Below are 15,103 nucleotides of genomic sequence, written 5' to 3'. Positions count from 1 at the left end.
CGTTACGGCAAGCGGGGTTTGCGGGCAGTCATCCGGCTGCCACGGGGCAGCTGGATGACCGCGGAGTCACTGGGCGATGGCGGCGCCTTCGCTGCGCGGATCGGCCGCGCCCTGCCAGCGATCGCCCACGCGTTCGATGGCGTTGGCCTTGAGCGGCATCTTGCATGCCTGGGTCTGGGCATGGCCCATGGCCACCAGCGTGGGGATCATCGCCTCAAGCCGGGTGCCCTGTTCGACGCAGACGCGGTCACCAGGCGCAAACAGCACGGGCAGGGCCAGCGCCTGCTGCGCGGTAAGGTGCCAATCGAGCACGCCGATCAGCGCGCGGATCACCTGGGCGGGGATCGTGGCGCCGCCAGCGGCCCCCACCACCAGGCGGATCTGGCCGTCAGGGCCGAACACCACGGTGGGCGACATCGAGCTGCGCGGTCGCTTGCCGCCTTCCACCCGGTTGGCGGTAGGCTGGCCATCGCGCAGCGGATCGAGGTTGAAATCGGTCAGTTCGTTGTTGAGGAAATAGCCACCGGCCATCAGCCCCGAACCAAACGCGCTTTCCACCGTGGAGGTATAGCTGGCCGCGTTGCCCCAGCGATCCACCGTAACGAAATGCGAGGTGCCGAATTCGGGCTGCGGCTTGGCCGGAGCGAGCCGCGCAGTAACCCCGGCCGGAATCCCGGCGGAAACGTGGGGCAGTGCGGTCTGCGCCGAAATCAGCTGCGATCGTTGCGCCAGGTAGGCCGGATCGACCAGGCCGGCCACCGGCACTTTCACGAAGTCGGGATCGGCCAGGTACTGATCACGGTCGGCATAGGCAAGGCGCTCGCTTTCTGCCAGCAGGTGCCAGGCCACCGGATTGTCCGGCCCCAGCGCGGACAGATCGAAGCGCTCGAGCTGGCCCAGCGTGGCCAGCACCGTGGTGGCGCCCGACGAGGGCGGCCCCATCGAGCAGATGCGATACTGGCGATAGCGGCCACAGACCGGCGGGCGCGGCACGGCCTTGAACGCGGCGAGGTCTGCCGTGGTCATTGGCGCCGGGTTGACCGGGGCGGTGCCCACCTTGGTGGCGATCGCCTGGGCATTGCTGCCGGAATAGAACCAGTCGGCGCCATGGAGTGCCACCGCTTCCAGCGTATCGGCCAGCGCCGGGTTGCGCACGATCGTGCCCACCGGCAGCGGCTGGCCATCGGCGCCATAGAACAGCGCCTTCCCGGCCGGATCGAGGCCGGCGATATCGGGATTGTCGGCCAGGGCATGATAGAGCCGCGGGGTAATGGCAAAGCCATCGCGCGCCAGCTTGATCGCCGGGGCGAACAGCATGTGCCAGGCGAGCTTGCCATGTTCGGCATGGGCCAGCGCGGCCAGGCGCAGCGAGCCGGGCACACCCACGCTGCGCCCGCCGGGGCGCGCCTGGGGAAAGGCCATGGCCTGGCCATTCTTGAAGAACCACTGCGGCGTGGCGGCGGCAGGTGCCTTTTCCCGCCCGTCGACCGTATCGACCTGGCCGGCGGCATCGGCCATGATCAGGAAACCACCACCGCCGATGCCGGAACTTTGCGGTTCCACCACGGTCAGCGCGAGCATGGTGGCGAGCGCGGCATCGGTGGCCGAGCCGCCCTGGCGCAGCATCTGCGCCCCGGCATCGGCCGCGCGCGGATCGGCCGCAGAAACCAGACCCTGGCGGCCGACATCGGCCCCATCGGTGCGGCCCGGGGTGAGGGCGAGCGCGGGGGCCGGCGTGGTTGCCGTACCCGGTGTGGCGCCGGGCATGGTCTGGCAGGCGGCCAGGGCCAGCGTGGAAATAACCGCGAGGGAAGCGGTGGCAAGCGGGGAGAGGCTGCGCAAGGTCATGGCAGCAATGGCTATTGCGTCCCGACCGCCTCTGCAATGCTTGTCATGCCTTCGGCGCGCACGCGGCGGGCGAGGCCGGTGATGATGTGCTGCGCCAGCCGGGGGCCATGATAGACCATGCCGCTGTAGATCTGGATCAGGCTGGCCCCGGCGCGGATGCGTTGCCAGGCATCTTCGGCACTGGCGATGCCGCCCACACCGATCAGCGGAATGGCGCCGCCCGTGGCGCTGCGGAACGCACGCAGCATTTCCAGCGCCAGCGGCGCGAGCGGCTTACCCGAGAGGCCTCCGGTTTCGCCGGCATGGGCCGAACGCAGGCTGGCCGGGCGAGTGATCGTGGTGTTGTTCACGATCAGGGCGTCGAGCCGCTTGTCCATCGCGATGCGGCAGATCGCGTCGATATCCGACCGTTGCAGATCGGGCGCCAGCTTGAGGAAGATCGGCGTCTTGTGCGGCGCGCGCGCGGCGATCACCGCATCGAGCAGATCGCCCAGCGCGCTTTCATCCTGCAACGCACGCAGGCCCGGCGTGTTGGGCGAGCTGATGTTGACCGTGAGATAGGTGGCCAGCGGCGCCATGATCCGCGTCATTTCCGCGTAATCGGCCACGCGATCGACCGAATCCTTGTTGGCCCCGATATTGGCGCCCAGGATGCCGGGCTTGCCCAGGCGCTGGGTCAGGCGCCGGCTGACCACTTCGGCGCCGTGGTTGTTGAAGCCCATGCGGTTGATCACCGCTTCGTCCTCGACCAGGCGGAACAGGCGCGGGCGCGGGTTGCCGGCCTGCGGGCGCGGGGTGACCGTGCCGATTTCGACAAAGCCGAAATCCAGCCCGAACAGCGCGTCGGCCACTTCTGCGTTCTTGTCGAACCCTGGGGCCAGGCCGACCGGATTGGGGAACACGATCCCTGCCACGCGCTGCGCCAGCGCAGGCTCCGGCGCGGCGCGGCCGCCGGCCGGCGCCATGGCCAGCGCGCGCAGCGTCAGCGTGTGTGCGGTTTCTGCCGGCAAACGAAAAAGCAAAGGACGTGCAAGACGATAGAGCATTAACGGGCCATGCGTTGGGTGCGGTCGGGGAAGGGCTTCCTATTGCGGGCCGCGCGCGCGCCGCCAAGCCGCAAAACACGCTTGGCATGGTTTAGTGTCGTGAGGTGGGGCGAAAACTTTTCCGCTGTGGCGCGGATGCCACCGATTTTGTCGAATCCATACAATCAGGGAATCGACCTATCGCTTAGGTCCGCTTTGCGACCCGAAGGGCTCGGTGCAGTGATGTATCGGGTTCTCCACTTTACGGCGGCTTGGCCCTTGGCCCAGCCGCCGTTTTTTCATCCATTATCGAAGTATCGCTTTGTATTGCTTGACATGACAGTGGCTTGGATGGTCGCTGGCAGCCATGGGGCAATACGAAAGATCACAGTATCGGCAGCCGTTCCGGGTGCAGCGATGAACCATGCCACGGCGCCGCGGCACCCTGCGGGTATCGGCCTGCGTTCCTGGGGACGCACCGACACTGGCGGGGATAGCCTGACCCTTGATCACTGGCCCGCGCCGCCTGCCCTGGCGCCTTATATCGGCAGCTTTTTCCAGATATGCGGCGCCGATCCGCTGCAGGAAGACATGCTGCCGGCCGGCCCAGCCATGCTGGCGATATTCCTGCGCGGGGAAGGGCTGCTGCGGCTGCCCGGCGGCCTGGCCGATGCGAGCGCGCCGGCCAGCGTTATCACGCCACTGCGGGCCGCAGCGCGGATCGAGATTGCCGGGCCCTGGCACGTGTTCGGCGCGCTGCTGTCGCCGCTGGGCTGGGCGGCGCTGACTGGCGGCCTTTCCGCCTCGGAGCACGGCAACCGGCTGCGCGATGCGGGCGAACTGTTGGGCGGCGGGGTGCGCCGGCTGGCGGCAGACCTGTCCCAGGGGCACGGCGTTCGGCCCTTTACCCTGGCCGAACTGGTGGCACGCAGCGTGCCGGTACTGCAGGCGCGGCTGCATGCCCTGTCTGACGCGCACGTGCGCCTGGTGGATGAGGTGCAGGCCTGGCTGGCCCGCGCGATGTCACCGGTGGTGGACGATCTCTATCGCGATGCGTGCTATTCCCCGCGCCAGCTGCAGCGCCTGGTCGATCGCTATTTCGGCTTGCCGCCCAAGCAGCTGGCGCGGCAGCATCGCGCCCTGCGCGCCGCCGCGCTGCTGGCCGATCCCGCCACCACGCCGCAGCAGGCTGCCAGCGTTGCCGATCATTTCTATGACCAGTCGCACCTGATCCGCGAAGTGCGCCTGGTGACCGGGCGCACTCCGGCCCGGCTGGTCGAGCAGCGCCTGCCCCTGCTGGATGCCATGCTGGGCCTGCATGCGCCGGCGGTGCGGAGGATCGGTGCGCTGGCGGGCGCTTCACCACCCACTACGCCGCCGCCCGCCACCCCGGCGTGATGCGGGCCAACGGAGCTGGCGCGATCAGCCGGCCAGCGTGTGCGCGCCGATATCGGCCACGGTGCGTGCGCCGGTCAGCGCCATGGTCACGCGCATGTCGCGGGCGATGAGATCGAGCAACTGGCCCACGCCAGCGCCGCCGCGCGCCGCCAGGGCATAAATGAACGCGCGGCCCAGCATCACCGCATCGGCGCCGCTGGCCAGCATGCGCACCACGTCGAGCCCGGTGCGCACGCCCGAATCTGCCAGGATGCGCAGATCGCCCTGCACCGCATCGGCAATGCGCGGCAGCGCCGCGACGGAAGACAGCGTGCCATCGAGCTGGCGCCCGCCATGGTTCGAGACGACCAGGCCATCGGCGCCAAACCGCACCGCATCGCGCGCGTCTTCCGGTTCGAGGATGCCTTTGACCACCATCGGCCCGTCCCAGAAGGCGCGGATCCATTCGAGATCCTTCCAGCCGATGCCGGGATCGAAATTGTTGCCGAGCCAGCCGATGTAATCGCCCAGGGCCATGGGCTTGCCCATATAGGCCGAGACATTGCCGAGGTCGTGCGGCTTGCCGCGCAGGCCCACGTCCCAGGCCCAGGCGGGGTGGGTCATCGCCTGGATCATGCGCCGCAGCCCGGCATAGGGGCCCGACATGCCCGAATGCGCATCGCGATAGCGCGAGCCGGGCAGCGGCATGTCGACCGTGAACACCAGGGTCTTGATGCCGGCGGCCTTGGCGCGTTCCAGCACGTTGCGCATGAAGCCGCGATCCTTGAGCACGTAGAGCTGGAACCAGATCGGGCGGGGGCACTGGGCCTGTACTTCTTCGAGCGGGCAGACCGACACGGTGGAAAGCGTGAACGGCACGCCATGGGCAGCCGCAGCGCGCGCCGCCTGCACTTCACCGCGGCGGGCATACATGCCGGTCAATCCGACCGGCGCGAGCACCACCGGCAGGGCCATGTCCTCGCCAAACAGGGTGGTGGCAGTGGACAGGCCGCCCACGTCGCGCAGCACGTTCTGGCGGATGCTCAGCGCCTGGAGATCGGCCTCGTTCCGGCGCAGCGTGGTTTCCGCACCCGATCCGCCGTCGATATAATGAAACAGAAACGGCGGCAGGCGCCGCGCGGCCGCGCCACGGAAATCGGTGGGTGCGGAAATGATCATCTGCCTTGCTTCCTGCTGTGCCGTATGCGGCGCGGCCGTCGCCGTTACCGTCGGCCGTTCCTGGCGGCAGGCCCTATCACGGCAGCGCCGCAATGGGGAGGGGGAGAACCTGCGGCGATGATCGGTTATGATTGCATGCAATCAAAAAAGGGGCGCCGATGGCGCCCCTTTCCAAAACCGACCTTGCAGCCACGGTCAAAGTTGGAAATCAGTGGCTTGCAGGTTGATGACGCCATCCAGCCGGATCCAGAAATCCGACAGGCCATCGCCATTGGTATCACCCTGGACATAGGTGTTGCCGGCGGTCTGGATATACCGCAACTCGCCCGCCACGTGATGGAATGCGCTGTTGCCGATCCAGGCAAAGGCATCATCGCCCACGGTATGGGTATTGGCATCCACCCCGATCAGCGAGATCAGGTCTTTCGACCCGCGCGAGAAATCGGTGATGCGGTCGGCGGTGGAGGCCGTGTTGCCACCGAAATCGCCATCGCGGAAGATGAACTTGTCAGCCCCCGCGCCGCCGGTCAGCACATCGCGCCCGGCACCGCCGATCAGGCGATCGTTGCCCGCGCCGCCATCCAGCGTGTTGCGCCCGGCATTGCCGGTGATCACGTTCGCGCCGCTATTGCCGGTCACCACCAGGTTCTTGGTGCCGGTCAGCGTCACGTTGTCGACATCGGCGCCCATGGTGAAGCTGTGGTTCGAGGCTACGGTGACCACATCGGCCAGGGCAAAGCCGATGCCGCCCAAGGCTTCATATTTGCTGGCATTGATGGTGATGCCGGTGGTGGCGTCAATCGCGGTGATGCCCGAACCGGCCAGCCCGGCTAGGGTATCCGCACTGAGCGCGGCGATCGCGGCGCCGGTGTCGACCAGCGTGATCGGGCCAGAGCCGATCAGCTGGATATTGCCGAGTTGCCCCGCCTGGGCCGCGGTGAGGCTGAAGCCGCCGCCCGAGACTTCCACGCTGTCGACCCCGTTGGCATCCATGGCCGCGAACACGGCCGGAGACAGCGCGGCAAGATCGGCGGCGCTGGCCATGATCGTCACGTCGTCGGTAGCGGCAAGGTGCATCGTGCCCAGCGCGGTAAACTGGGCCAGCGACAGCACCAGTGCATCATCGCTGGCATCGATCGCGGTAATCCCCCGCCCGGAGAGCCAGGCCAGATCATAGGGCGACAGGTTGGCGAGCGTCGCCCCGCTTTCGGCCAGGACCACGTCGCCGCCGGCAAAGGTGTAGTCGGCATAGCGATAGAGATCGGCCAGGCCGAGTGTGAGCGTGCCCTGGGTCACGGCGATGGCATCGATGCCATGCTGGCCCAGGATGGCGCGCGTTTCGGTGTCGAGGGCAAAGGCCTGCTCGGCAGTGAGATCGACCACGGCAAGGTCTTCACCCGCAACATACATGCCGTCCATGGCGCTCACTTGGGCAAGCGAGAGATGCACGCTGCCGTCAGTGGCATCGATCACGCCAACCCCGCGCGCGGCCAATGCGGCAAGGCCATCGGGCGAAAGCGCGGCGATATGCGCGCCGGTATCAACCAGGCTGCGGCCATCATAGCCCGCCAGGACCATCGACCCGAGCGCATCGTATTGCGCCACCGACAGGGCCAGCGGGCCGTTGACCTGGATGACATCCACGCCTTGCGTCCCCAGGGCGACCAGTTCCTGCGCGTCGTGTGCCGCCAGGGCGCTGCCGCTGACCGTGAGGCGCACGGTGACATCGGGATCGATCGCCAGGCCGCCCTGCGCCAGATGGTGCAGCGTGGCCAGATCGACATAGAGCGGCTCGCCCAGCGTGCCCACCATATCGACCCCGGCGGCAACCAGCGCGGCGACATCGGCGTCATCCAGCGTGGCCAGGCTATCACCGTTGAACCACAGCCTGACGGTGTCTGCGCCGGTCAATGCCACGGTGCCCAGTGCCAGGAATTGACCATAGGACAGGGTGATCTGATCGTCGGTGGCATCAATCCGGGTGACCCCGCTATCGGCAAACGTGGCCAGCGTTTCTTCGCCCAGGTTGGCGATCGCCGTGCTGCTGTCGCGCACCACGACCGCGTCGCCATGGGCAAAGCCGATGCCGTCCTGCACCAGGCGCGACCAGCTATCGACGCCCACGGTGATCGCGCCATCGGTGGCGTGGATCGTGGTGACACCGCGCGCTGCCAGGTCATCGATCTGGGTGCGCGACAGGGTGGCCAGCGTTGCTGCGCTGTCGGCCAGGGTCAGCACGTCGTCTGGTGCGATGCCCAGCGGGGCGATGGCGTGGAACTGCGCCAGCGACAGCGCCAGCACGTTGTCGGTGGCATCGATGCGGTCGAACCCGGCATCGGCCAAGGCCGCCAGTGCTTGCGGCGAGAGTGCCGCCAACGCGCTGCCGCTATCGGTGATCGTGGCGGTGCTGGCGGGGTCTATCGTCATGCCGGCGATGGCCTGGGCCTGGCTGATCGTGACGGCAAAGCCATGACCAGTGGCGGCAATGGCCGTAACGCCGGCGGCGCGCAGGGCGGCAATATCGCCCACCGACAGCGTGGCGAGATGCGCCCCGCTATCGACCAGGGTGGCGGGCAGATCGGCGGCAAAGACCATGCTGCCCAGCGCCAGGGCCTGTGCCACGGTCAACGCGGCACTCGCATCGGGCGTGCGCAGGATATCGATGCCCTGGCTGACGAGGTCGTGCAGTTGCGTGGGCGTCAGGGCCGAAAGCTGTCCCGCCGCGATGGCCAGCGTGACGCTGTCGCCCTGGGTCAGGGTGGCTGTGCCCAGCGCATCGAACTGCGCCTTGCTCAGCACCAGGGCATCGTTGGTGGCATCGATCCGGTCCACCCCGGCGGCGGCCAGGCCAGCCAGCGCCGTGGCGGAAAGGTTGGCCAGTGCATCGCCGGTATCGGCAAGGATCACCGTATCCCCGTCGGCAAAAGTGACGCTGCCGAGGGCCAGAGCCTGCGCCACGCTCACCGTCAGCGGGCCATCGCTCGCGTGGACCTGGTCAACGCCGATGGCAGCGAGCCACGACAGGGTTTCGGGGCTGAGCGCGGCAAGTGCCGTGGCGCTGTCGGCCAGGGTCACCGGCTGCGTGCCACCGACGGCGATCTCGGCCAGATGCAGGGCCTGCGTCTGCGCCAGATCGAGCACCAGCGCGCCGCTGCTGGCGCTGAGCGCGACTGCGCCAGTGGCATCGAGCAGCGCGATCGCGGTGGGCGACAGTGTGGCCAGGTGGTCTGCGCTGTCTTCAATGATGATCCCGCCGGACGACGTGGGGTAAGCGGACAGGGCAAGCGCCTGCGCCACGCTCAACGTGGGCATGGCCATACCCAGGTCGATCGCATCGATGCCATGGTCGGCCAAGGCGGCAATCTGCGCGGGCGAAAGGCTTTCCAGCGCGGACCCGGCAAGCGCCAGCGTCACTGTAGCGGCCGGGGCCATGACCATGCTGCCCAAGGCATCGAATTGTGCCTGGGTCAGCGTCAGCGTGCCGCCGGTGCTGGCCAGGATATCGACATGCATGCCGGCGAGGTGGGCTATGGCGGCGGCGTCGAGCGAGGCCAGCACGGCCGGGCTGAGAGTCAGCGTCACGCTGTCGCTGGCCGTCAGCGCCACGGTGCCATCGAGTGCCAGGAACTGGTCATAGCTGAGCGTCAGCGCATCGTCGGTGGCGTCGATCTGCCGCAGGCCGGCAATGCCCGCCTGGACCAGATAGGCCGGATCGAGTGCCGCCAGCGCCGCGCCGCTATCGGCCAGGACGATGCTGGCCGCGTCCACATCCACGCCATGGAGCGCATCGAACTGCGCCAGCGAAAAGGTGACTGCGCCCGGATCGGTGGCGGCGATATAGGCCACGCCCAGATCCTGCAGCCGGGCAATGTCAGCCAGCGAGAGGCTGGACAGGGCGGTGGCGCTGTCTTCCAGCACGATCTGGTCACCCGGCGTGAACGCGAGCGGCGCCAGCGCGCGGAACGTGCCGAGGCCAAGCACGATCTGATCATCGCTGGAATCGATCGCATCGACGCCTTGCGCCACCAGGGCGGCAACTCCGGCGGTATCGAGCGCGGCCAGGTGGACGCCGCTATCGACCAGGACCAGCGTGGCGGCCGGACCGACCGTGACCTGGCCCAGCGCGGCGAGTTGGGCCGGCGAAAGTGCCAGGACGTGGTCGGTCACGGCGATGGTATCGATGCCGTGCCCGGCGAGCGTGGCGAGCGCCGTGGCATCCAGCGCGGCCAGCGCGGCGCCGCTATCGGCCAGGGTCACGCTGTCACCCTCTGCCAGCACGACCTGGCCCAGCGCGGCCAGCTGATCGGTCGTGACGGTAAGCGTGCCCGTGGCCGATGCCAGGGTATCGATGCCCTGGCCGGCAAGGCTGGCCAGCATCGGCAGGCCGGCATCGTCCAGTTCGGCCTGCGTGGTCACCAGCGTTGCACTGGTGGCGCTGGCAATGTGCCCGCCATCGAGCGCGTTGAACTGCGCCCACGTCCATTCCAGCGCCCCTTGCGTGGCGCTGACCACACTCACGCCCTGGCCGGCCGCCTGCGCGATCTGGGTGGGGGAAAGCGCGTTGAGCACGCTGGCGTCATCGGCCAGGGTGAAGCCATGCTGCGTGGCAAAGGCCAGTCCCGCCGCAGCATCGAGCCGCGCCACGTCGAGCACCAGGGCATCGTCACTGACCATGACGATGACGCCATCCTTGGCCGAAAGCGTGGCCAGCTGCGCTGCCGTGAGAGCGGAAAGGGCCGCACCGTTGTCGTCGACGGTCAGCACTTCGTTGGCGGCCAGGCCGATCCCGGCCATGGCCACGGCGCTTGCCGCGTCGAGCGTGAAATGCCCTTCGACGCTGCCGACCGTGGTGACGCCCAGCGCGGCGAGGGTGGCCCATTGCGTGGGGCTCAACGCTTCCAGCGTGCTTTGCGCATCGTGCACGATCAGCGTGCTGTCCGGCGCCACCAAGGCGCCAGCGAAAGCCAACGCTTGCGTCGCATCCAGCTGCATCGCGCCGTCGCTGATAGCGATGCGGTCGACGCCCAGCGCCACCAGATCAGCGAGGGCCGTGGGCGAAAGGCCGCCAAGCGTTGCGCTGCTATCGCGCAGGGTGACGGTATCGGCGGCGGCCAGCGTCAGCCCGCCCAGCGCCTGCGCCTGGGCCACGCTCAGGGTCAGCTCATGATCGGTGGTGGCCAGGGCATCGACCCCGGCTGCGGCCAGATCGGCAAAGTCCTGCGCCGTAAGGGCGGCCAATTCGCTGCCGGTGGCCACCACGGTGACCAGGTCTGCAGCGGCGAGCGTGACGCCATGCAGCACCTGCGCCTGGGCCAGCGACAGGGTGAGCGCGTTGTCGGTGGTATCGATCGTGTCGATCCCCTGGGCCACCAGAGCGGCCAGCGCGGCGGCTGACAGGGCGGCAACATGGGTGCCGCTGTCGGCCAGGGTGAGCGTGTCAGTGGCAGAAATGGCCAAGCTGGCCAGCGCGCCAAGCTGCGCCACGTTGAGATGCAGGGCATTGTCGGTGGCATCGATCGCGTCGATCCCGGCGGCGGCCAGCCCGGCCAGCGCCGTGGCAGACAGCGCAGCAATCGCCGCGCCGCCATCGGCCAGGGTGATGCTGTCGCTGCCGGTCAGCGCGATGGAGCCCAGCGCCTGCGCCTGCGCCACGGTCAGCGCCAGGGCATCGTCGGTGGCATCGAGCACATCGATTCCGGTGGCGGCCAGCGCGGCGATCTCGCTTGCGGTGAGGGCGGCAAGGTTGGCCGCGCTATCGGCCAGCGTGATCGTATCGGCGGCGGCCAGAGTTACCACGCCCAGCGCCAGGGCCTGGTCGGCAGACAGGGTAAGCGCGCCATCGGTGGCGTGGACCGTATCGATGCCAAGCGCGGCCAGACCGGCAAGGTCAGCCGGGGTCAGTGCCGCGATATGGGCGGCCGTGTCGGCCAGGGTGATCGCGTCATCGGCGGCCAGCGCCAGGCTGCCCAGCGCCTGGACCTGCGCCACGCTCAGCGCCAGGGCATGGTCGGTGGTCGCCAGGGCATCCACCCCGGCGGCAGCGAGGGCGGTAAAATCCTGTGTGGTCAACGCCGCGAATTCGGCGCCGGTGGCCAGCACAGTGACCATGTCCGCGCCGGTAAGGGCCAGGTTGCTCAGTCCCTGGACCTGGGCGAGCGACAGGGTGAGCAAGTCATCGCGCGCATCGATCGCGGTGAACCCGCGCGCGCTCAGATCGGCCAGGTCGGCCAGCGACAGCGCGGCGATATGCGCGCCGGTATCGGCCAGCGTCAGCGTGTCGCTGCCCGACAGGGTCGCGCCGGCGAGCGCCTGGGCCTGTGCGACGGTGAGCGCGAGGGCATCGTCGCTGGCGTCGATCGTATCGATGCCGGTTGTTACCAGCGCGGCCAGGGCCGTTGCCGAAAGCGCCGCGATGCTGGCGCCGGTATCGGCCAGCGTCACGCTGTCGGATGGGGTCAGGGCGATGGTGCCAAGGGCCTGGGCCTGCGCGACAGACAGCGTAAGGCTGCCGCCCGTCGTGGCGATGCGATCGATCCCGGCAGTGGCCAGGGCCGCAATGTCGGCGGCAGAGAGCGCCGCGATATGCGCGCCGCTGTCGGCCAGCACGATGGTATCGCCGCCTTGCAGCGCCACGGCGCCCAGCGCCTGGGCCTGTGCCACGCTCAGCGCCAGAGTGCCGTCGGTGGGATGGATGGTGTCGATCCCCAGCGCCGCCAAGCCAGCGATGGTCGCGGCGGAAAGCGCGGCAAGATTCGCGCCGGTATCGGCCAGGGTGACACTGTCCGCCTGGGTCAGGGCGATAGTGTCGAGCGCGTCGAGCTGCGCCACGGTCAGCGCCAGGGCATTGTCGGTGGCATCGATGCGGTCGATCCCCAGCTGCGCCAGATCGCCGATCGTGCCGGCCGCCAGCGCGGCCAGCGTGGCGCCGGTATCGGCCAGGGTGATCACGTCTGCCCCGGTCAGGGCGGTGCCGGCCTGGTCAACCGCCAGCGCCTGGTCCACATGCAGCGTCAGGACATCGTCGATGGCGTCGATCCGCGTCACGCCATGGAGGTAAAGGTCTTCCAGGCTCGTGCCGGTCAGGGCCGCGATCGCGGCGCCACTGTCGGCCAGAACCGCGCTGTGCCCGGTGAACCACAGGTTGCCGGCGACCACGGCCTGGGCCTGCGCCACGGAGAGCATCGACTCGCCATCGCTGGGGCCGAGCAGATCCACGCCGGCCTGCGCCAGGGCGGCGATGGCAACCGGTGACAGGGCCTCGATCTCGGCAGCCGTCGCCTGGGCGATCACGGTGTTGCCCGGCGTCAGCGCCATGGTGCCCAAGGCGCCGATCTGCGCGAGCGAAAGGGTAAGCGCCCCATCGCTGGCATCGATCGCGTCGAACCCGGCCGTGGCCAGTTGCGCCAGTTCGGCCGGGGTCAGCGCGGCCAGGTTGCTGCCGGTATCGGCCAGGGTAATGCTGTCGCTGCCGGTCAGCGCCACGCTGCCCAGCGCCAGCGCCTGCTGCACCGTCAGGCTCAACGCGTTGTCGGTGGCGTCGATGCGGTCAATGCCGATGGCGCCCAGATTGGCGATGTCGGCGGCAGAGAGCGCGGCCAGCGCCGCGCCGCTGTCGGCCAGGGTAATCACGTCGCCACGCGCCAGTTCCACCGTGCCCAGACCCTGGACCTGCGCCACAGACAGGGCGAGGGCATTGTCGGTCGCGTCGATCTTGTCGATGCCGGCGTCGGCCAGCGCGGCAAAAGCACTGGCCGACAGCGCGGCCAGGTTGCTGCCGCTGTCGGCCAGGGTGATCACGTCGCCCGCAACCAGCTCCACCGTGCCCAGCGCCTGATACTGCGCGACCGAAAGGGTGAGCACGTTGTCGGTGGCGTTGATCTTGTCAAAGCCCGAGGCGGCCAGGCCGGCAATCTGCGCCACGCTGAGCGCGCCGATGCTGGCACCCGTGCCCGATAGCGTGAGGACGTCGTTGGCGGCCACGGTCACGCTGCCCAGCGCCTGGTATTGCGCCAGGGTCAGCGACAGGACGTTGTTGGTCGCGTCAAGCTGGTCCACCCCGGCGGCGGCCAGCGCGGCGATATCGCTGGGGGTGAGGGCGGAAAGCGCAGTGCCCGTGCCGGTCAGCGTCACGGTGTCGCTGCTGGTCAGGGCCACGGTGCCGAGCGCCTGGTACTGGGCGACGCTGAGGTTGAGCACATTGTCGGTGGCGTCGATCCGGTCGATCCCGGCATCGGCCAGCGCAGCGATATCGCTGGCAGAAAGCGCGGCGATATTGGCGCCACTGTCAGCCAGAGTGATCACGTCGCCCGCGGCCAGCGTCACCACGCCCAATGCCTGGTACTGGTCCACGGTCAGGCTCAGCACGTTGTCGGTGGCATTGATCTTGTCGATGCCGTTTGCCGCGAGGTTGCCAAAATCGCTTGCCGACAGCGCCGCGATGGCAGCGCCGGTATCGGCCAGAGTGACGGTATCGGCCGCGGAATAGGGCGCATTGGCGTTGTAGGCCGACACGGTGACGTTGATATTCGCCATTTTCTTGACACCTCAAGGCGTTGAAAAGAACATGGCGTACCGCTGCCGCTTGCGCAAAAAGTGGCCGCCAGCTGTGTTGATCCGCCCGGCCAGGGCCAGGCGGCGCATATTCACGAGGTTCGGCGGCGGTTATGCAGAATAGGCTGAATCAACACAATATTGGCTGAAATCTGCTGATTGCTAAGTATGTATACCAATACTGTGCGTATTTTTCCGCTGAACGTCATGCGCGGAACGGTATGCCGTGTTCACGGTGAATTTATTGTCGGAACAGCTTACGCACAATTACGCGGTAATGCCGTGAGCGGCGTCGGCGCAGCGCTGGCGCCACGCGCAGCGCGGGCCAAGAGGGCGATCAAGCATCAGATGTTGAGGGAAGTGGCGCACCCGACAGGATTCGAACCTGTGACCCCTGCCTTCGGAGGGCAGTACTCTATCCAGCTGAGCTACGGGTGCGTGAAGTGGCGCCCTAGCAGTGGCGGGCAGGGCATGCCAGCGGTTTTTGCACGGCCCCTGGCCATGGCATCGGCACGGCGGAAAATTAGGAATCGGTTAACAATCCCAGCCTAGCCTTTCCGCCATGGAACACCCCCCATTCCAGTCCTTCCGCGCTGGCCAAAGCCTTGATTCAGCGCCGCGCGATCCCTTGCGCGAGCAGGCGCGGCAAACGGTGCAGGGCGGCCCGCCGCCGCTGTTGCCCGGCGGCGCATCGGATGTGCTGGGGGCCGATCGGCTGGCGGCGCGGGCACGGCTGGCGGGCATGTCGCCGCTCGATACGGTGTGGATGGCGCTGCACGAGGCGGCGCGGTCGGTGGCGGTGCTGGCGGGGCGTCCTCCCGAACCGTTGCGGCCCGACGTGCGCAACTTTCCCGCGATCATGCGGGCCACCGGCGGCTGGCGGGCCGACCAGGCGCGCGACGGAATCGAAGACCTGGCTGCCGTGCTGCAACCTGGCTTGCGCGCTCTGATCGCCGCCCAGGGCCGCGCCACGCCCGAGGCGCTGCGCCAGGCCGCCCAGGCGCTGTGGCAGGAATTCGAGGCCGCGCGCGCTGCGCTGCTCGATCTGATCCCCCCGCTCAATCTTCGGCCGCAACGCTAGGGTGTGTGGGGATTCAGCCCATGGCGGGCTGCGGCTTTACCTG

Annotated in this window: 6 protein-coding genes and 1 tRNA gene; 2 read left to right on the top strand and 5 right to left on the bottom strand. The window is 68.4% G+C overall.

The window, feature by feature from the left end; genetic code table 11:
• Window positions 1-66: 66 nt before the first annotated feature.
• Both ggt and SCA01S_RS03910 read right to left on the bottom strand, forming a co-directional pair.
• Window positions 67-1,848 (bottom strand): gamma-glutamyltransferase, encoded by a 1,782-nt coding sequence (ggt, locus tag SCA01S_RS03915; RefSeq protein ID WP_062783157.1) that lies wholly within the window; start codon window positions 1,846-1,848, stop codon window positions 67-69.
• Window positions 1,849-1,859: 11 nt separating this feature from the next.
• A complete protein-coding gene (locus SCA01S_RS03910) occupies window positions 1,860-2,894 on the bottom strand; it encodes a quinone-dependent dihydroorotate dehydrogenase (protein ID WP_062783154.1) in 1,035 nt (344 codons plus the stop codon).
• Window positions 2,895-3,290: 396 nt separating this feature from the next.
• On the opposite strand from SCA01S_RS03910, the gene SCA01S_RS03905 reads away from it, so the two are divergent.
• On the top strand, window positions 3,291-4,271 hold the full coding sequence (locus SCA01S_RS03905) for a helix-turn-helix domain-containing protein (protein WP_062783152.1): 981 nt from the start codon (window positions 3,291-3,293) through the stop codon (window positions 4,269-4,271).
• Between the two features lie 24 nt (window positions 4,272-4,295).
• Here the strand turns inward: SCA01S_RS03905 and lldD are convergent, their stop codons facing one another.
• The 3 genes from lldD to SCA01S_RS03890 all read right to left on the bottom strand — a co-directional run bounded on the left by lldD (window position 4,296) and on the right by SCA01S_RS03890 (window position 14,417).
• Entirely contained in the window at window positions 4,296-5,429 is a 1,134-nt protein-coding gene (gene lldD / locus SCA01S_RS03900) for an FMN-dependent L-lactate dehydrogenase LldD (protein ID WP_054131626.1), read from the bottom strand.
• Window positions 5,430-5,624: 195 nt separating this feature from the next.
• The gene (locus tag SCA01S_RS03895; RefSeq protein WP_062783149.1) at window positions 5,625-13,961 is read right to left on the bottom strand and encodes a beta strand repeat-containing protein; all 8,337 of its coding nucleotides are present in this window, start codon (window positions 13,959-13,961) and stop codon (window positions 5,625-5,627) included.
• Between the two features lie 379 nt (window positions 13,962-14,340).
• Window positions 14,341-14,417: transfer RNA gene (locus tag SCA01S_RS03890), tRNA-Arg, on the bottom strand.
• A gap of 124 nt (window positions 14,418-14,541) precedes the next feature.
• On the opposite strand from SCA01S_RS03890, the gene SCA01S_RS03885 reads away from it, so the two are divergent.
• Window positions 14,542-15,060, top strand: coding sequence for a hypothetical protein (locus SCA01S_RS03885; RefSeq protein WP_082350073.1), 519 nt, complete (start codon window positions 14,542-14,544; stop codon window positions 15,058-15,060).
• Window positions 15,061-15,103 lie beyond the last annotated feature (43 nt).

The organism is Novosphingobium capsulatum NBRC 12533, assembly GCF_001598375.1.
Classification (GTDB): Bacteria; Pseudomonadota; Alphaproteobacteria; order Sphingomonadales; family Sphingomonadaceae; genus Novosphingobium; species Novosphingobium capsulatum.
This window is presented reverse-complemented; position numbering and strand designations above follow the sequence as displayed.

Coding starts and splice junctions, on each gene's coding strand:
- lldD (WP_054131626.1), bottom strand. CDS start 5,429: ATGATCATTTCCGCACCCACCGATTTCCGTGGCGCGGCCGCGCGGCGC.
- SCA01S_RS03905 (WP_062783152.1), top strand. CDS start 3,291: ATGAACCATGCCACGGCGCCGCGGCACCCTGCGGGTATCGGCCTGCGT.
- SCA01S_RS03895 (WP_062783149.1), bottom strand. CDS start 13,961: ATGGCGAATATCAACGTCACCGTGTCGGCCTACAACGCCAATGCGCCC.
- SCA01S_RS03910 (WP_062783154.1), bottom strand. CDS start 2,894: ATGCTCTATCGTCTTGCACGTCCTTTGCTTTTTCGTTTGCCGGCAGAA.
- SCA01S_RS03885 (WP_082350073.1), top strand. CDS start 14,542: ATGGAACACCCCCCATTCCAGTCCTTCCGCGCTGGCCAAAGCCTTGAT.
- ggt (WP_062783157.1), bottom strand. CDS start 1,848: ATGACCTTGCGCAGCCTCTCCCCGCTTGCCACCGCTTCCCTCGCGGTT.